The 16,673-nt window shown below is 54.6% G+C and carries 15 protein-coding genes; 1 reads left to right on the top strand and 14 read right to left on the bottom strand.

From position 1 onward, the window contains the following. From fcl to CU081_RS12105, 11 genes are all read right to left on the bottom strand, one after another. The gene (gene fcl, locus CU081_RS12155) at positions 1-966 is read right to left on the bottom strand and encodes a GDP-L-fucose synthase (RefSeq protein ID WP_015572377.1); all 966 of its coding nucleotides are present in this window, start codon (positions 964-966) and stop codon (positions 1-3) included. Between the two features lie 2 nt (positions 967-968). Beyond that, positions 969-2,090 carry a GDP-mannose 4,6-dehydratase gene (gmd, locus tag CU081_RS12150; protein ID WP_003863514.1) on the bottom strand — a complete coding sequence of 374 codons (1,122 nt, stop codon included), beginning with the start codon at positions 2,088-2,090 and terminating at the stop codon, positions 969-971. 24 nt (positions 2,091-2,114) lie between these two features. Next, positions 2,115-2,663: a colanic acid biosynthesis acetyltransferase WcaF gene (gene wcaF / locus CU081_RS12145; protein WP_003863512.1), complete on the bottom strand. Its 549-nt coding sequence runs from the start codon at positions 2,661-2,663 to the stop codon at positions 2,115-2,117. Between the two features lie 16 nt (positions 2,664-2,679). Further along, on the bottom strand, positions 2,680-3,426 hold the full coding sequence (gene wcaE / locus CU081_RS12140) for a colanic acid biosynthesis glycosyltransferase WcaE (protein ID WP_003863510.1): 747 nt from the start codon (positions 3,424-3,426) through the stop codon (positions 2,680-2,682). Positions 3,427-3,442: 16 nt separating this feature from the next. Beyond that, positions 3,443-4,663, bottom strand: coding sequence for a colanic acid polymerase WcaD (wcaD, locus tag CU081_RS12135; protein ID WP_022651484.1), 1,221 nt, complete (start codon positions 4,661-4,663; stop codon positions 3,443-3,445). Then, a complete protein-coding gene (wcaC, locus tag CU081_RS12130; RefSeq protein WP_022651485.1) occupies positions 4,638-5,855 on the bottom strand; it encodes a colanic acid biosynthesis glycosyltransferase WcaC in 1,218 nt (405 codons plus the stop codon). Before wcaC ends, wcaD begins: the two co-directional genes overlap by 26 nt. Further along, positions 5,852-6,343, bottom strand: coding sequence for a colanic acid biosynthesis acetyltransferase WcaB (wcaB, locus tag CU081_RS12125; protein WP_003863505.1), 492 nt, complete (start codon positions 6,341-6,343; stop codon positions 5,852-5,854). Before wcaB ends, wcaC begins: the two co-directional genes overlap by 4 nt. Beyond that, entirely contained in the window at positions 6,343-7,185 is an 843-nt protein-coding gene (gene wcaA, locus CU081_RS12120) for a colanic acid biosynthesis glycosyltransferase WcaA (RefSeq protein ID WP_017383272.1), read from the bottom strand. Before wcaA ends, wcaB begins: the two co-directional genes overlap by 1 nt. A 151-nt stretch (positions 7,186-7,336) precedes the next feature. Further along, a complete protein-coding gene (gene wzc / locus CU081_RS12115; protein ID WP_015572374.1) occupies positions 7,337-9,499 on the bottom strand; it encodes a tyrosine-protein kinase Wzc in 2,163 nt (720 codons plus the stop codon). A gap of 2 nt (positions 9,500-9,501) precedes the next feature. Beyond that, the gene (wzb, locus tag CU081_RS12110; RefSeq protein ID WP_003862078.1) at positions 9,502-9,945 is read right to left on the bottom strand and encodes a low molecular weight protein-tyrosine-phosphatase Wzb; all 444 of its coding nucleotides are present in this window, start codon (positions 9,943-9,945) and stop codon (positions 9,502-9,504) included. A gap of 6 nt (positions 9,946-9,951) precedes the next feature. Beyond that, the gene (locus CU081_RS12105) at positions 9,952-11,088 is read right to left on the bottom strand and encodes a polysaccharide export protein (RefSeq protein WP_003862079.1); all 1,137 of its coding nucleotides are present in this window, start codon (positions 11,086-11,088) and stop codon (positions 9,952-9,954) included. A 693-nt stretch (positions 11,089-11,781) separates the two neighbouring features. Between CU081_RS12105 and CU081_RS12100 the strand changes: the two genes are divergently transcribed. Then, positions 11,782-13,365, top strand: coding sequence for a TerC family protein (locus CU081_RS12100; protein ID WP_022651487.1), 1,584 nt, complete (start codon positions 11,782-11,784; stop codon positions 13,363-13,365). Positions 13,366-13,478: 113 nt separating this feature from the next. Here the strand turns inward: CU081_RS12100 and asmA are convergent, their stop codons facing one another. The 3 genes from asmA to udk all read right to left on the bottom strand — a co-directional run bounded on the left by asmA (position 13,479) and on the right by udk (position 16,667). Beyond that, positions 13,479-15,329, bottom strand: coding sequence for an outer membrane assembly protein AsmA (gene asmA, locus CU081_RS12095; protein ID WP_022651488.1), 1,851 nt, complete (start codon positions 15,327-15,329; stop codon positions 13,479-13,481). 23 nt (positions 15,330-15,352) lie between these two features. Further along, the gene (gene dcd, locus CU081_RS12090; RefSeq protein WP_013097886.1) at positions 15,353-15,934 is read right to left on the bottom strand and encodes a dCTP deaminase; all 582 of its coding nucleotides are present in this window, start codon (positions 15,932-15,934) and stop codon (positions 15,353-15,355) included. 91 nt (positions 15,935-16,025) lie between these two features. Further along, the gene (gene udk, locus CU081_RS12085; RefSeq protein ID WP_000130320.1) at positions 16,026-16,667 is read right to left on the bottom strand and encodes a uridine kinase; all 642 of its coding nucleotides are present in this window, start codon (positions 16,665-16,667) and stop codon (positions 16,026-16,028) included. Between the last annotated feature and the right edge of the window lie 6 nt (positions 16,668-16,673).

Genomic DNA, 16,673 nt, shown 5'->3' with positions numbered 1-16,673 from the left:
TTACCCCCGGAAGCGGTGCTGGTTTTCCAGGAACCACTGGTAGGTGCTGGCCAGCCCCTGCTCCAGTGAGACCTCGTGATACCAGCCCAGCTGATGCAGACGGGTCACGTCCAGCAGCTTGCGCGGCGTGCCGTCCGGTTTGGTGGCGTCAAACACCACGCGTCCTTTGTAACCCACCACCTGCGCGATGGTCTGCGCCAGCTCGCGAATGGTGCAGTCCACGCCGGTCCCGACGTTAATGTGCGACAGCATCGGCTCGGTGTTTTCCTGCCACACTTCGCGATCCAGCTCCATGACGTGAATGCTGGCCGCCGCCATATCGTCCACGTGCAGGAACTCACGCATTGGCGTACCGCTGCCCCACACGACCACGTCCGGGGCGTTTTCGGCAGTCGCCTCGTGGAAACGACGCAGCAGCGCCGGGATCACGTGGGAATTGCTCGGGTGGAAGTTGTCGTGCGGTCCGTACAGGTTGGTCGGCATCACCGAGCGATAGTCGCGGTTATACTGACGGTTGTAGGATTCACACAGCTTGATCCCGGCAATTTTGGCAATCGCATACGGCTCGTTGGTGGCTTCAAGCGTGCCCTGCAACAGTTCGCTCTCGGCGATCGGCTGCTTCGCCATTTTCGGGTAGATACAGGATGAGCCGAGGAACAGCAGCTTATTCACGTTGTGCAGATGCGCCGCGTGAATGATGTTGCTCTCAATCATCATGTTCTCGTAGATGAAATCCGCCGGGTAGGTGTTGTTAGCGACGATGCCGCCCACCTTCGCCGCCGCCAGATACACCTGGTCGATACGTTCACTGGCGAAGAAGTCCTGCACCGCTTTGCTGTCAAGCAGGTTCAGCTCGTCGCGGGTGCGAACAATCACCTCCACGTCACCGCGCTGTTCCAGCTGGCGAACAATCGCGGAACCCACCATTCCGCGATGACCGGCGACAAAAATACGTTGTTTTGTCATTCTCAGGACTCCAGCGCGATGGCAACCTCGTAGCCATGAGACTTGAGCAGGGAGTGTTTTTTCGCTGCTTCAAGATCTTTGGCCACCATCTCGGATACCATTTCTTGCAGGGTGGTTTCTGGTTTCCAGCCCAGTTTCTCGTGCGCTTTGGTTGGGTCGCCCAGCAGGGTTTCCACTTCAGCAGGACGGAAGTAACGCGGATCAACCTGGACAATTACGTCGCCTGGCTTCACGCCCGGTGCGTCGTGGCCGGTCACGGAAACAACGATACCCTTCTCTTCCACGCCCGTGCCCTCGAAGCGCAGCTTGATGCCCAGCTGTGCCGCAGCCATCTCAACGAACTGACGTACGGAGTACTGCACGCCGGTCGCAATCACGAAGTCTTCTGGCTGCTCCTGCTGCAACATCATCCACTGCATTTTCACGTAGTCTTTCGCATGGCCCCAGTCACGCAGGGAATCCATGTTGCCGAGGTGCAGGCAAGACTCCAGGCCCTGAGCGATGTTAGCGATCGCGCGGGTGATTTTGCGGGTCACGAAGGTTTCGCCGCGACGTGGAGATTCGTGGTTGAACAGAATGCCGTTACAGGCGTACATGCCGTAGGATTCACGGTAGTTCACGGTGATCCAGTAGGCGTACAGTTTCGCCACAGCGTACGGAGAACGCGGGTAGAACGGCGTGGTCTCTTTCTGTGGAATTTCCTGCACCAGACCGTACAGCTCAGAGGTGGATGCCTGGTAGAAGCGAGTTTTCTTCTCAAGACCCAGGAAGCGAATCGCTTCCAGCAGACGCAGCGTACCCATGGCGTCCACGTCAGCGGTGTACTCCGGGGATTCGAAGGAGACCGCAACGTGGCTCATCGCGCCCAGGTTGTAGACTTCATCCGGCTGTACTTCTTGCAGGATACGGGTCAGGTTGGAGGTATCGGTCAGGTCGCCGTAATGCAGGTGGAATTTCGGGTTCGCCGCGTGAGGATCCTGGTAAATATGATCGACACGCTCGGTATTGAATGAAGAGGCACGACGCTTAATACCGTGAACTTCATACCCTTTTTCCAGCAGTAACTCTGCCAGGTAAGAACCATCCTGCCCGGTAACGCCGGTGATGAGAGCGACTTTAGACATGTTTATATTCCTCTACTTATGAATTTAATCAGTTTCAACGCGTTCGCGTATCACCACTGCGGGGTTGCCACGGCAAATTTTATTTGCCGGAAGCGATTTAAAAACGCTGCTGCGGGCACCGACTACCGTGCCATCGCCAACAGAAACACCGGGTGCAACAAAGACGTCTGTTGCCAGCCAGCATTTTTCACCGATCACAACAGGCGAAGCGGTAATATCAAAATGCGGGCTCATAAAATCGTGGCTGCCGGTGCACAAATAACACTTCTGTGAAACCACCGAATTTGCGCCAATCGTAATCTCACCAAGGGTATATAACACTGCGTCATCCCCAACCCAGGCGTAATCCCCAAGCGTTAATTTCCAGGGATAAGTAATTTTCACCGAAGGTCGAATGACTACGTTTTTTCCTATTTTTGCGCCAAACAGACGCAGTAAAAATGCGCGCCAGCGGTACAGTATTTGCGGCGACCAGGCAAATAACGTTGCCTGTACAGCCCACCACAGTTGAACTTTAATACCGCTCCCGCCCCGAAAACCTTTCGGTACGGAGAATCCATTTAATTCCTGCATTACGTTTCCTTATATCTCAGGCTTTGTTATATAAGGCTTTCGCTTTACCCGTCGTTTTCAGACGTAAGAAATAAGATAATTCCGCCCAGAACCCTGGCACGCGTAATATTTTACGCTGCACGTTTTTGGCATCCTGGCACAGTTCCAGATTATTCGAGGTTGACACGCCGCCCATTGAAAATTCAGATACCAGTCCTTTAATTCGACGGAACGGGTAGCCAGATTTGTAAAGGCTGGCGGCCAGGGCATAATCTGATGACACTTTATAGCGCAAATCGTAAGGCTGTTTTTTCAGGCCGCTCATTGGGAAGAAAATAGCCTGATGGCTGGCCGGGAGGCTGTGGTAGATATACCAGCCTGGTTTCGCACCGCGCAGCACTTTTTTCCCCTCGCCGAAATCAAGCAGCGCATCACCGATAAACATGGCATCTTCTTTCTGGCGCGCCAGCTGACGGGCAAACAGCGCCACATCTTCATGGAACACATCGCCGGAATTGAGGAAGATGGCGTAACGCCCCTGCGCCATGTTGATGCCTTTATTCATGGCATCGTAAATGCCTTTATCTTTCTCGCTGATGTAACGTAAGTTGAACTCACCGTTGAGTTTTTCCAGGAACTCCGCCGTGCCGTCGTTCGAGCCGCCATCGACCACGATCCACTCAAACGTGAGGCTCGGATCGCGCGCCAGGTTGCGCAGCGAGCGCCAGGTTTTTACCACCCCTTCGTAGTTACGAAAGGCGACAGTAATGACGCTAAGAAACATAAATCACCTCATTTCGTCATACGCTCGTAATATTCAGCGCCTTGCGCAAAATAAACGGACATACAATTAAGAATGCATATTCCGGGCTAAATATTGACCCGGTAAAAAACAACGACACCGGTGTGAACAGATAAAGTTGCACGCGAAAGTTCTGGTTATCACCAAACGCGTTAATCATCATTTTGAAAACTTTAAACAGATACCACAGTGTCAACAGTACGGCGAACCAGGAAAAATAGATAATTAACAGATACAGACCATTGTCTATGGTTTTACCGACATCCGCACCGTTAAAGATTCCGAATGATGCAACATATTCATAAAGTGAGCCGAATCTTACTACGCCATCTATATGGGTTAAGGAATAACCCACCATCACCAGTGGACCAATGATGCGATAATAGGACGATGAACCTTCCGTTCCCAAATCACCCAGACGCTCAGAAATGTACGGAAACGCAAATATCACGCCCACTAAAAATACCGTCAGAGAGATTATCGCCAGCGGCAGCTTTTTCTTAATCGCCTCTTTGTTCAGGTACTGGAACGCCCACTCCAGCAGGTAAAACAGAATAAACGTCATTACCCCGGAGAACGACCCTGACAGAACGATTCCTGCAAGAATCATAGCATCGGTCTTGGGGGTTTTGATACCGAACTGTTTGATGCTGAGCCAAATTGAGATTAATGCCAGAGCAAAAAACGCCGGTTCAAAATAGAGCGCGGTTGTACGCTTGCCACCAAACTTAATGAAGTTCAGTACATAGCTGTTACTGTATATAAGATATTTCGAAATTATTCCCATCAGGCTGCTTCCGCCTGTGAGAATAATTTGCGCCATCTCCATTGCCGCAAGCACAACAATCAGCCCGACGACAATATAAAAGAACCTGAGGATTTTCCTATAATTGTGCGGAGAAATAGTTTTAAAGCGAATACTCCACACCATGCCAATAATGATAACGATATAAACAAACAGCATGGTGGAGGTGACATATTTGCTGGCGTCCAGCGACTGACCAAAAATGTAGTTAAACGCCGTCAGACCAAACCCGATGCCCAGCGCAATCATCAGCTTTTTGAGGTTAAGCTTGTCAACGTAAAGCAACAGCAGAACCGGCAGGAAGGTGACGATAGTGATCGGGAAGCTTTCGCCGAGCTGGGCAATCTTAACGTTGACCAGCAGGTAGATCAGCGGCAGCAGCAGATAACTACAGATTCTGATAGAACGAGACATACTCCTCCAGCATCTGTTGTCCACTGTACGCTTTGCGGCTACGGTTGCGGAACGATTCCAGGTCAGTGCCAAAAACAGCCTGCGCGATATCGGCCTTCGACAACTGCACCAGCGGCAGCACCTCATTTTCACTGAAGGTTTTACCGCCGGATTTCTCCAGCACTTCCCGCGCGGCGTCGCTGTGGGTGGCAATCACCGGTACGCCGATGGAGAGCGCTTCGCACAGGATCAGCGGGTAGTTGTCCACGCGGGAGCTGAACACCAGCGCGTCCATACCGTTCAGCGCGCTCATCAGTTTGCGCTTGTCGGTTTCAAACCCGTGGTTCACCACGTTAACGCCTTCAAACGGCGAGAATTTGCCAAAGGTATGCAGTTCAATTTTGTCGCCGAGCGCCATCATGTCGCGCACCAGCTGCTGGTTGGTTTTGCCGTCGTAGCGCAGGTCATGGGCGACGACCGCAATTTTCGGCTTACCGAGGGTAACGGCTACGGGCGTCAGTTCGGCCAGGATCGCTTCCGTTGCCACATCAATACCGTTGTTGATGATCTGGCAGCGCCCTGCTCCGTACAGGCTATTAAAAGCGTCCGCCACGTGCTGGCTTGGGGAGATAAAGGTGCAGCCGAGCGAGAGCATATCGCGGAACAGCTGACGCTTACCCTCAACCAGCTGATGCGCGCGATCGACCTTCACAGGCGGGTAGTTGCTGAGCGTAGGGCATTTCTGGCAGTTATCTTTCCAGCCTTCGCAGCCGTCGGTAAAGGCGCAACGTCCGGTCACGCTCCAGTGGTCGTGCAGCGTCCAGACGAATCGGGTATCCGGCTTGTGCGCCTTCACCTTGCCACAAAACGCCACCACCTCCTCCAGATTCAGCCAGTAGCTGTGCAGCACATGGAAGTGCAGCACAACCGGGCCGCGAGTGCGGGTGACGGTGCGGTAGAGATTATTCAGGTTGCCGAACAGGTCGCGGTTAAACAGGCGGAACAGCGCAATATTGGCGATGGAGGTCAGACGTGGCGTCTGCTTCAGCACCTGCGGATAGTTATCATGGCTGACGCTTTTCTTGCCACCTTTGCCGTAACCGTAAACAAAGCGCGACTGGAGTCCTTTTTGCAGCGCGCGCTGGTGCAGATCCAGCGCTACGCCTGCCGCCCCGCCCTCTGCGAGGCGTACGTTAAATTGCAGAATGTTCATTTAATCACCTTCACGCGGGCTTTCTCGCCCACCACCAGCGCGTTGTCCGGAATGCTGTCCAGCACCACGCTGCCTGCGCCAATCGTCACGTTATTGCCCACGGTAATGTCCCCAATCATCACTACGTTGGCACCCAGCTCGACGTTATTGCCGATGACCGGGCAGGCCAGGCTGTCCGGCCCGCGGTTGCCGATCGTCACCCCGTGGCGAATGGTGAAATCATCACCCGCGACGACGAACTTGTTGATGACCACCGCATAACCGTGATGAATGGTAAAGCGGCGGCCAATGGTGGCTGCGGCCTGAATTTCATAGCCAAAAAAGCATTCGGTGATGATGCGGTACAGCACCAGCACCGGCGCGGCCCAGATATTGTTCAGCACATTTTTTTTGCGCCACACCGAGCAAAAGTGCGCAATACGGTAGGCCAGAACCATGCAGCACGGGCGCAGGCTCCAGCTGTTAGCGCGACAATCTTCCAGAAACATTATTTCCCCCGAAGCCCGTCAGCCAGACGCTTGCCGTTACGTACCGACAGCAACGTCAGCAACGTGCGCCAGTTCATGCGCTTGTTACGGATCTGATACAGGGTGAAGAGCTGATACTTCCGGCTGGCACGGTCAAACTTGTCCTTGTGCTTGCGGTAAAAATGGAAGTAGCCCGAGAATTTCTTCGGCGACGAGGTGATTTGCATCTCCCCGTGATTGATGTGCAGGATCTGCGTGGCCTCTTCCACCTTCCACGGCTCGCCGTACTCCACCACCATCCGCAGGAAAATGTCGTAATCCTGCGCGGCCTTCAGCTCGGTATCGAACAGGCACTCCTTAAAGCGCCATGCCCAGGTAAACACCTGATTGCCGATAATGTTGCGCTTGTAGAACAGGCGTCGGGAATACGGTGATTTCGGATACAGCGGCAGGCTGGCCGGCTGCGAATAGACCTCGCCCTGACAGACATAGTCATTGGCATACAGAAACGCGTGGGTCACCAGCTGCGCTTTGTGCGACAGGAAGATCGACAGACGGTTTGGCGTCCATTCGTCATCGTCGTCGATACCGGTCAGATACTGCCCTTTCGCCTGCATAATCGCCTGGTTGCGCACCGCACACGCCCCGGAGTTGATGGCGTTGTGGGTGTACACCACGCGCGGGTCGTTCAGGTCTTCAACAAACTTTTGCAGTTGTTCGTAAGAGGAGGAACAGTCATCCACGATAATCAGTTCCCAGTTATCGTAATCCTGACGCAGGACCGATTTAATCGCGCGGATCGCCAGCTGCTGACGATTCCATGTCGGCATATAGATAGAAATCAAAGGGCGTTGTGTGGTCATATTTTCCCCTCACCCCGGCCCTCTCCCCATAGGGGAGAGGGTGAAAGGCATCCAGTGGTTATCATTACGTTCGTCCCCCAAATCCAGCACCGAACAGTCCCCTCTCCCCTTTGGGGAGAGGGTTAGGGTGAGGGGTGTGGGGTGCATTTTGTTATTTACTGTCAGACTTGTATTCGTACTCGTAATAGCCGTAATCCTGATACCCGGTCGCGCGGCGGAAGATGGAGTTCAGAATGACCCCCTTCACCTCAATACCATTCTGCTCAAAGCGGCTCAGGCTGGTTTCCACTTCCTTAAGGGTGTTCACCGCATAGCGTGCGACCATCAGCGTGGTGCCCGCATGACGCCCTACCACGGCAGCGTCGGTAACCGCCAGAATTGGTGGGGTATCGATCAGCACCAGGTCATAGTTTTTGCTCGCCCACTCAATCAGCTGCGTAAAGCGCTCGCTCATCAGCAGTTCAGACGGGTTCGGCGGCACCTGGCCACGCGGGATCAGGTCAAATTTCGGAATCGACGTCGGCTTGGCGCTCTCGCTGATTTCCCCTTTACCGAGCAGGATTTCCGACAGTCCGTTAACGTTGTTGGTCCCCAGCAGCTCGTGGGTGTAGCCCTTACGCATGTCGCAGTCGATCAGCAGCACGCGCTTGTTGGTCTGGCTCACCACCGCCGCCAGGTTGGCGCAGACGAAGGTTTTACCGATTGATGGGCTAACGCCGGTCATCATCAGGACGTTGTTTTTGGCCTGCATCATGGCGAAGTGGAGGCTGGTACGCAGGCTGCGCACCGCTTCAATCGCCAGGTCAGTCGGGTTACCCACGGCCAGCAGCTGGCTCTGTTTGTAACGCTTAACGCCCTTAACGGTTTTGACGCTGTCACGGGACTTCTGCCACTCGGAGAGCGGGATGCTGGCGTACACGCTGATCCCGTTCTCTTCCAGCACCTGCGGGCTTTCGATACCGCGGTTGAACAGCGAGCGCAGCAGCACGCCGACAATGGAAAGCATCAGGCCGAGAATAATGCTGCCGAGGATAATCAGCGCCTTCTTCGGCTTCAGCACGCCCGGCTGGGTAATCGCCGGGTCAACGATACGCACGTCGCCGACGGTGCTGGCTTCGGTGATTTTCAGCTCCTGCTGTTTGTTCAGCAGCTGCATGTAAACCTGCTGGCCGGATTCCACATCACGCGTCAGGCGTACAATTTCCTGCTGCGTCTTCGGCATCGCGGTCACGCGGTCATTCAGCTTCGCCTTCTCTTCTTCCAGGGTACGACGTTTCTCCAGCAAAGTGCGGTACGCCGGGTGACGTTTGGTATAGAGCTTGGAAATCTCCGCCTCTTTGAAGGTCAGCTCGTTCAGCTGCGCATCAATATTCACCATGGAGTCGAGAACCGATTTCGCCTCCAGCGGCAGATCGACGGAATCCTTGTCCTGACGGTACGCGTTCAGCTTGTTCTCAGCGTCATCCAGACGGGCGCGCACCTCCGGCAGCTGTTTACTGAGAAACGCCAGGCTTTTTGCGGCTTCCGCTGACTTGCGCTCAACGTTCTGCTCCAGATAGTTGCGGGTGATGCTATTGAGGATGTCGCGAATTTGATCCTTGTCTTCACCGGTGAAGGTCATGCTCAGAACGCCGGTGTCCTTGCCGTTTTCGGTGACGGTCAGGTTGTTTTGCAGGTTGTTGATCATCCCGAGCGTCGAGAATTTGGTGACCGTAAACTCCCCGCCCTCATGCGCCTGAATTGCGCTGACCTTGATGCTGACGCCCTCTTTGGTCAGCATCTGCCCCACCTCGCCGCGCGCGCTGAAGCCCGCGTCGCTGGTCAGCTGATACTGTTTTGGTCCCAGCACGGTCAGGGTAAAGGTTTGGTCCCCTGCCCCTTTTGGGATCACGAAGTCGGTCACTTTTACCGTATCGTTACTGCGCCCCATCAGGCGATCCCAGCCTGCGCCAAACACCGGGAAGGTGTTTTTGGTGACCGCGATATCCAGCCCCAGGTCGTGAACCGTTTTGCCCAGTACCAGGCGCGACTGAATCAGCTGAATTTCGGCTTCCGATGCCGGCGGCTTGTTGGCCAGCGCCGAGCCGATATCCTGAACCAGCGAGTTTCCGGTATTTTGTTCGATCTGCACCAGCGCGTCGGCGCTGTAAATAGGCGTCGCGAACAGCGTATAAACGATCGCCGCCACGGCAAAAATGGCGGTAATACCCAGCACCCACCATTTCGCTTCAATAACGGTCCCGACCAGGCGACCGATATCGATTTCATCACTGCCCGACGTCGGGGCGGCAGAAGGTCTTGTTTTTTCTGTCATTGTTATCCCTGCTGAGCTTTCAGTGCCTGCGCCCACTGACGGGCAGACTGGTCTAGTAAGGTGTATACCGCCTCAAAGGCCTCGCGGCTCTTGCGATACGGATCGGGAATTTCGCGCTCACCATCCCAGTGACCAAACAGCATCACCTTGCCGCGCATCTCCGGTGCGATATCGCACAGCGCGTGAATGTGGCGTTTTTCCATCGCGAGGATCAGGTCATATTCCCGGCACATCCGGCCAGAGACCTGACGGGCAACGTGCCCGTCGAGTGAGAGGTTATGCTCAAGGGCAACGCTTGCGGCACGTTCGTCGGCACCTTTTCCGACCAGCGCGCCCAGCCCTGCGGAGTCGACCGTTAACGCAGGCTGGTAATTTTTCAACAGCCTTTCAGCCGTGGGGGAACGGCAAATGTTCCCCACGCACACCACCAGAATTTTGTTAAACATCGCGGCTTACCAGTTATGAACGTCGCTCGCCGTATCCGTCATGTAGCGAACGCCACTGATGGTAGGCAGCAACTGGTTGATCAGACGGTTCCAGCGGGCAACCGGCGCGGTGGTGACATAGACCACATCGTACGGCTGGAGACGGAACGACGTTGCCATGACCAGCGACGTCGCGTCGGACATATCCAGCTGGTAGATGTTGGCAATCTTGCCCTTCGCGTTCTCGCCTTTGATAGGACGGATCACGAAGATACCGCTGGCGTTGGAGGCGGTCAGGTCGATGCCTTCCGCATTGCCCAGCGCTTCGGTCAGGGTCATACCGCTGAAGTCCATCTTGAGGGTGCTCTGTTTCTTCACTTCACCCATCACGAACACTTTCAGATCGTCATTGCGCGGCACGTACAGAATGTCGCCCGGATAGAGGAGGCGGTTCTGGGTCAGGTCACCGTTTTGCATCAGCGCCTGAAGCGAAATGCGCTGCTCTTTGCCGTTGTGGGTTAGCACCACGTTGCGCCAGTCAGCGCCGTCGGTTAAGCCGCCTGCGGCATTGATCGCATCAAGAACGGTGAGCGGGACGTTAGTAATAGCCTGCTGGCCGGATTTATTGACCTGGCCAGAGATATAGGCTTTCTGGGATCGGAACGCGGCGATATTAACGTCCACCTGCGGGTCAGCAATGTACTGCGCCAGGCGGCCGGTAATATCACTACGGATCTCAGCAAGCGTTTTGCCCGCGACGTGCACTTTGCCAATGTAGGGATAGAACATGGTGCCATCGGACTGTACCCAGTTACCGGTGTCGCTTGAGCTACGGTACTGGCCCGCAGGCGTGGTCAGCTCCGGGTGATCCCAGACGGTCACGTTAATGACGTCACCCGGACCCACGCGATACTGGTAAGAGGCAATTTCCTGGTCCAGAGACATATTTGGCTGAGCAACATTTGGACGTGGGCGTAATTGTTCCACCAGACGTGGGGTTAATGGATACACATTCACCATTTTGTCGAGATCAAAATCAGCATCCTGCTGTTTAATCACATCCTTGCCCATTGTCGACATATTGCTGCCGGGAAAGACCGTGCAACCACTCATCAAGGTCACAGACACCAATAATGGCATCAATTTCATTTTGGATTTCATCATTGATTATTTATCACTTTGGCAGAGTAATTATCCTGTGCAATTAAAATAAGCGCGGGTCGTGGTGACAATCAGAATGCAGTTAATCATTTAGCAATATAACTGGCATCAGTCCTAAAAAAAGCTTATTCATCCATTGGCTATTGACAGAATAATTGAGGCTGATTCACACGCTTTCAGGCACGCTACCGCCCTTGGCTTTCAGTTACCAATCCACTGACTAAACAATGCGTTATGGTTAGATACCCTCTTGGATAAGGCCTTTTGCGAAATATATCAAACGCCTCACAGGGGCGATTGATAATGTATAACCTTCACCAAAGACCGAAACAAAAATAGCAACAAGGAGTTTTAACATTTGATGCTGGAAGAATTGTTGCAGCTAACCTAATAGCAGGCAAGGAGACAACCGTCCTAATATTCGTTTTTAAGATTAATATTAAGAGCAAAGTTTTAAGGTTTTCGGATTTTCTTTATATTGACAAAATAGATCGCCGGACCATTTATTGCGATATTTCCTAAATAACGACTTCTGTAATTAAATCTTCGCAATTAACTTATTTACACCGCCCGGCAAATGGGGTTTACCTGAGTGTAGCATTAAGAGAAATCTCACCCCGGCATTGCAATTTCCGTCGGCTTTATCCATGATCGAAGTGTGACATTAGTCATATAACAGAAGGTATTGCATTTACTATGGAATGGATTGCCGATCCATCAATCTGGGCCGGGCTGGTGACGCTGGTCGTCATCGAATTAGTGCTCGGCATTGATAACCTGGTGTTTATCGCCATCCTTGCCGATAAATTACCCCCTTCACAACGCGACCGCGCCCGCGTGACGGGTCTTCTGCTCGCCATGGTGATGCGTCTGCTGTTACTGGCCTCAATCTCGTGGCTGGTGACGCTGACCAAACCCTTATTCAGCGTGCAGGGTCTGAGCTTTAGCGCCCGCGACCTGATCATGCTTTTCGGCGGATTGTTCCTGCTGTTCAAAGCCACGGTTGAGCTTAATGAGCGGCTGGAAGGAAAAGACAGTGAAAACCCCACCCAGCGACGCGGTGCAAAATTCTGGCCAGTGGTCGCGCAGATAGTGGTGCTGGATGCCGTCTTTTCTCTCGACTCCGTGATCACGGCCGTCGGGATGGTTGACCATCTGGCGGTGATGATGGCCGCGGTGATCATCGCCATCACCCTGATGGTGCTCGCCAGTAAAGCCCTGACGCGCTTCGTGAACAGTCACCCGAGTATCGTCATCCTCTGTCTGAGCTTCCTTCTGATGATTGGCTTTAGCCTGGTCGCGGATGGTTTTGGCTTCCATATCCCGAAAGGGTATCTGTACGCCGCCATTGGTTTCTCGGTGCTGATTGAGTTTCTCAACCAACTGGCCATTTTCAACCGTCGCCGTTTTCTTTCCGCGAACCAGACATTACGTCAGCGCACCGCAGATACGGTGATGCGCCTGCTGAGCGGCAAAAAAGAGGATGCCGAGCTGGATGCTGAATCCGCGGCGATGCTTGCCGACCACAGCGACGGGCAGATCTTCAACCCGCAGGAACGCCGGATGATAGAGCGCGTGCTTAACCTCAACCAGCGCACAGTGAGCAGTATCATGACCTCCCGCCATGACATTGAGCATATTGACCTGACGGCGCCGGAAGAGCAGATCCGTGCCCTGCTGGATAAAAACCAGCACACCCGCGTGGTCGTGACCGGCGGTGAAGAGGAAGAAGAGCTGCTGGGCGTGGTACACGTGATTGACCTGCTGCAACAGCAGCTTCACGGCGAGCCGCTAAACCTGCGCGCGCTGGTGCGCCAGCCGCTGGTCTTCCCGGAAGCGCTGCCGCTGCTCTCCGCGCTGGAGCAGTTCCGCAACGCGCGCACCCACTTCGCGTTTGTCGTTGATGAGTTTGGTTCTGTGGAAGGGCTGGTGACGCTCAGCGACGTGATGGAAACCATCGCCGGTAATCTGCCTAATGAGGTGGATGAGATCGATGCGCGCCACGATATTCAGAAAAACGCCGACGGCAGCTGGACCGCCAACGGCCACATGCCGCTCGAAGATCTGGTGCAGTTCGTTCCGCTTCCGCTGGACGAGAAGCGCGAATATCACACCATCGCCGGTTTGCTGATGGAAAATCTGCAACGTATTCCGCAGCCGGGGGAAGAGGTCCAGGTGGGGGATTACATGCTCAAAACCTTGCAGGTAGAGAGCCATCGCGTGCAGAAGGTGCAGCTGATACCGCTGCGCGGTGAAGATGAGATGGATTTTGAGGTGTAGGTAAAAAGCAAAACGGCAACCTCGTTGCCGTTTTTAGTGTTTGCTCCCTCTCCCCGTCGGAGAGGGCCGGGGTGAGGGCATCAGGCCGTACATGCCACCCGGCACAACAGGCATCACAGCTTATCGAGCAGTTTTTTCACGTCCTTACCTGACTGAGACTCTTTATTGCGGTCCGCCCAGTCATTCAGCCGACGTTTCGCTTCATCCTGAAGGTGCTTACGCAGGATCTGATCGACCTGCAAACTGTAATTCAGCGCCTGCCATTTTCCATAAACGCGCAGCGGTATCGGCGTCTCTTTCAGGAACTCTACAAGCTGGCCTTCGCCTTCCCAGCCAGCCTTCACGCGGACGTTGAAGCGGGTGTCTGCCGTCTCTTTCACCAGATCCAGCGCGCCGGTTCCGGTCAGCGCCAGCAGTGACGAAGTGCCCTGCATGTCGTCCAGCGAGAGCTGACCGTCGTCGAGGGCAAGCTCACTGGTAAAGCTGTCGAGACGGGTTGCGCTGTCGTAGTTTTCATTCGCTTTCACGCTGCTGCTGCGCTCTACCGCCTGCTGCACCAGCTGCTGGAAGTTCAGCCCTTCCATGCGCGTATCTTTCAGCTCAACGTGCGCCTGCCCCTGCCAGCTACGACGGAAGGCATCCGCATCAATCTTCGTGCCAGAGAAATCCCCTGCCAGCGACAGCTGCCCCGTGAGGGCAATTGGGTAATTAAAGGCTTTCAGGATGGTGCCAATTTCAACGTTTTCCAGACGCGGCTGGAACGCGGCGCTGGCAACGTCTTTGCGTACATCCAGCGTGCCCGGCAGGGAGAGGTTCCCTGCTCCCATTTTTCCGCTGAGCTCGGAGATGACCAGCAGGCCGTTGTGGTTGAACATCTGGCTGCTGACGTCAGTAAAATCAATTCCACGCCAGCGCACGCTGTTCGCTTTCAGCAGAATGTCGGCGGTAAATCCGCGCAGGCCGTTGTAGTCAGGCAGATCGAGATTTGAGGAGATCACCGGACGCGACTGCGTGGCCTGGCTTTGCCCTACCTGCGTGGCTCCCTCATCGGTCGCGTTCACCGGTTGGAGCGGAAGCAGGTTCTCGAGATTCAGCTTGTCGAATTGCAGATCCAGCACCCACTTAGGTTTCTCATCAAGCGTGACGCTCGCCTGCCCCTTCAGGGAACTGTCGTTGGCCTGGAGGTTGAGCGCGTTCAGTTCGAGCTGTTTGCGCTCTTCATGCCACACCGCCTGCATCGTGCCCTGGCCGGCAATCCCCTTCGCGGGTAAATCCGCGCCGGTCAGCTGCCAGTTGAGCTGCTGAACGTCCGCCGTCAGCTGGTGCGGATAGTCAGAAGCGTTCACGTTTGCGTTCATCGACAGGTTGAGATCGCGCTGATTGCGGTTGATCCGTCCGGAGAACTCCATGGTGGCGTGATGATTGGCGTCCTGCTCCATCCTGAGATTGATATTGCGTACGGTGATCTGTTCGTCATCCTCATGCTGGAAAACCAGCACGCTGTCAGCAACTTTCAGATTACCAATATCGAACGACCAGCCGGTATCAGAGGGGACGTCAGGCAAGGTGTTTTCACGCGGTGCGACCGGCGCATCCGCCTGACGAACGGCTTCGGTTTGCGGCGTAAGCTGAATCACCGCCCCTTTCAGCATCACCTGTTCAACCTGGAGCTGATGGGATAAGAGCGGGATGAGCGCAACATCAAGACGCATGTTATCCGCCGTCACCAGCGGCTGCGCGGCGCCCGGCGCGGTGAGCGACATACGTCCGGAGAGAATGCTGAGCTGCGGCCAGACGTGCCAGCGCAGGGGCCCGTCCAGCTTGAGTTCATACCCGCTGCGCGCTTCCACCTGCCGCACCATGTAGGCCCGGAAGTCATTCGGGTTAACCAGCAGCACCAACGCTGAAAGGCCAGCCACCAGCACCACCAGCAAAATCATCAGCGTTGTCAGAACTCTTCTCATGGCTTCCTCAGTGAACTCACAGATCAGTCTTTATCGATACGACTGGCAACCGCACCCTGCTGGTCGCGATATTTTGCGTCCTGACGGCGGTTATAAGGACGGTCTGCCGGGCCGGTCAGCGGTTCGAAGCTCAACGCACCAATCATCATTCCCGGACGAAGCGCCAGCGGCAGTTTACCGGCGTTAAAGAACTCCAGCACGATACGGCCCGACCAGCCCGGATCGATACGGTGCGCGGTGACGTGCACCATCAGGCCCAGACGCGCCAGGGAAGAGCGTCCGTCAAGCCAGCCGACCAGATCCGCAGGCAGCGTGACCGATTCAAAGGTCACCGCCAGCGCCAGTTCGCCAGGATGGAGATAAAACGCCTCTCCTTCGTCGATGACGATTTCGTCGCTCATGACGCGATCCAGCGCCGCGCTGACTTCGTCTTTCGGCCCGCTGAGGTCGATAAACGGTGCCGTGTGGCCGCTGAAGGTGCGGAATTTATTCCCCAGACGCACATCGACGGTCACGCCGTTAATACGCTCAACCGGCGGACGCGGGGTGATAGACAGGCGGCCTTCATCCAGCCAGGCTTCTATATCGCGGTCACAAAGACGCATGGCACTTTCTCCTTTCGTGCATCGCACCCTGAAGCCTTACGGCGTCAGGGCAAAACCAGGTTATCTCTGAACGGTACACAATTCACACGGCTTATTCAAAAAACTGACTGATTTTCGCTTTTAAGATATCAATGGCAATACGGTTTTTACCGCCACGAGGCACGATAATATCGGCGTATTGTTTCGAAGGCTCAATAAATTGCAGGAACATCGGGCGAACGGTTTTCTGATATTGCGCCATCACCGAGTCCATGGAGCGGCCGCGTTCGTTAACGTCGCGTTTGATACGCCGCATCAGGCAGATATCCAGCGGGGTGTCGACGAAAATCGAGAAGTTCATTGATTCGCGCAGACGGGCGTCGGTGAGCAGCAAAATCCCTTCAAGGATAATCACCTTCTTGGGCTCGATACGGATCGTTTCCTGGGTGCGGGTATGTTCCACGTAGCTGTAGACGGGCAGCTCAATTGCCTCGCCGCGCTTTAGCGCTTCCAGATGCTGGAACAGCAAGCTGTGATCCATCGCACTGGGGTGGTCGTAGTTGGTTTTTACGCGCTCTTCCATCGAAAGATGGGATTGATCTTTGTAATAGCTATCTTCGGGAATAACACCGATATGCTCATCACCCACTTGTTCACGTAGTTCGCGATAAAGCGTACTGGCAATAAGACTTTTACCTGAAGCCGATGCGCCGGCGATGCCTATGATGACGCACTGATGAGACTTATCAGTCATAAATTT

The sequence above is a fragment of the Enterobacter sp. CRENT-193 genome, assembly GCF_002787395.1.
GTDB classification, from domain to species: domain Bacteria; phylum Pseudomonadota; class Gammaproteobacteria; order Enterobacterales; family Enterobacteriaceae; genus Enterobacter; species Enterobacter hormaechei_C.
The sequence above is the reverse complement of the archived record's forward strand: the minus strand, read 5'-3'. Positions and strand labels throughout refer to the sequence as shown.

Excerpts from the sequence above, each read along its gene's own strand:
- fcl (WP_015572377.1), bottom strand. The coding sequence starts at position 966 with ATGACAAAACAACGTATTTTTGTCGCCGGTCATCGCGGAATGGTGGGT.
- gmd (WP_003863514.1), bottom strand. The coding sequence starts at position 2,090 with ATGTCTAAAGTCGCTCTCATCACCGGCGTTACCGGGCAGGATGGTTCT.
- wcaF (WP_003863512.1), bottom strand. The coding sequence starts at position 2,663 with ATGCAGGAATTAAATGGATTCTCCGTACCGAAAGGTTTTCGGGGCGGG.
- wcaE (WP_003863510.1), bottom strand. The coding sequence starts at position 3,426 with ATGTTTCTTAGCGTCATTACTGTCGCCTTTCGTAACTACGAAGGGGTG.
- wcaD (WP_022651484.1), bottom strand. The coding sequence starts at position 4,663 with ATGTCTCGTTCTATCAGAATCTGTAGTTATCTGCTGCTGCCGCTGATC.
- wcaC (WP_022651485.1), bottom strand. The coding sequence starts at position 5,855 with ATGAACATTCTGCAATTTAACGTACGCCTCGCAGAGGGCGGGGCGGCA.
- wcaB (WP_003863505.1), bottom strand. The coding sequence starts at position 6,343 with ATGTTTCTGGAAGATTGTCGCGCTAACAGCTGGAGCCTGCGCCCGTGC.
- wcaA (WP_017383272.1), bottom strand. The coding sequence starts at position 7,185 with ATGACCACACAACGCCCTTTGATTTCTATCTATATGCCGACATGGAAT.
- wzc (WP_015572374.1), bottom strand. The coding sequence starts at position 9,499 with ATGACAGAAAAAACAAGACCTTCTGCCGCCCCGACGTCGGGCAGTGAT.
- wzb (WP_003862078.1), bottom strand. The coding sequence starts at position 9,945 with ATGTTTAACAAAATTCTGGTGGTGTGCGTGGGGAACATTTGCCGTTCC.
- CU081_RS12105 (WP_003862079.1), bottom strand. The coding sequence starts at position 11,088 with ATGATGAAATCCAAAATGAAATTGATGCCATTATTGGTGTCTGTGACC.
- CU081_RS12100 (WP_022651487.1), top strand. The coding sequence starts at position 11,782 with ATGGAATGGATTGCCGATCCATCAATCTGGGCCGGGCTGGTGACGCTG.
- asmA (WP_022651488.1), bottom strand. The coding sequence starts at position 15,329 with ATGAGAAGAGTTCTGACAACGCTGATGATTTTGCTGGTGGTGCTGGTG.
- dcd (WP_013097886.1), bottom strand. The coding sequence starts at position 15,934 with ATGCGTCTTTGTGACCGCGATATAGAAGCCTGGCTGGATGAAGGCCGC.
- udk (WP_000130320.1), bottom strand. The coding sequence starts at position 16,667 with ATGACTGATAAGTCTCATCAGTGCGTCATCATAGGCATCGCCGGCGCA.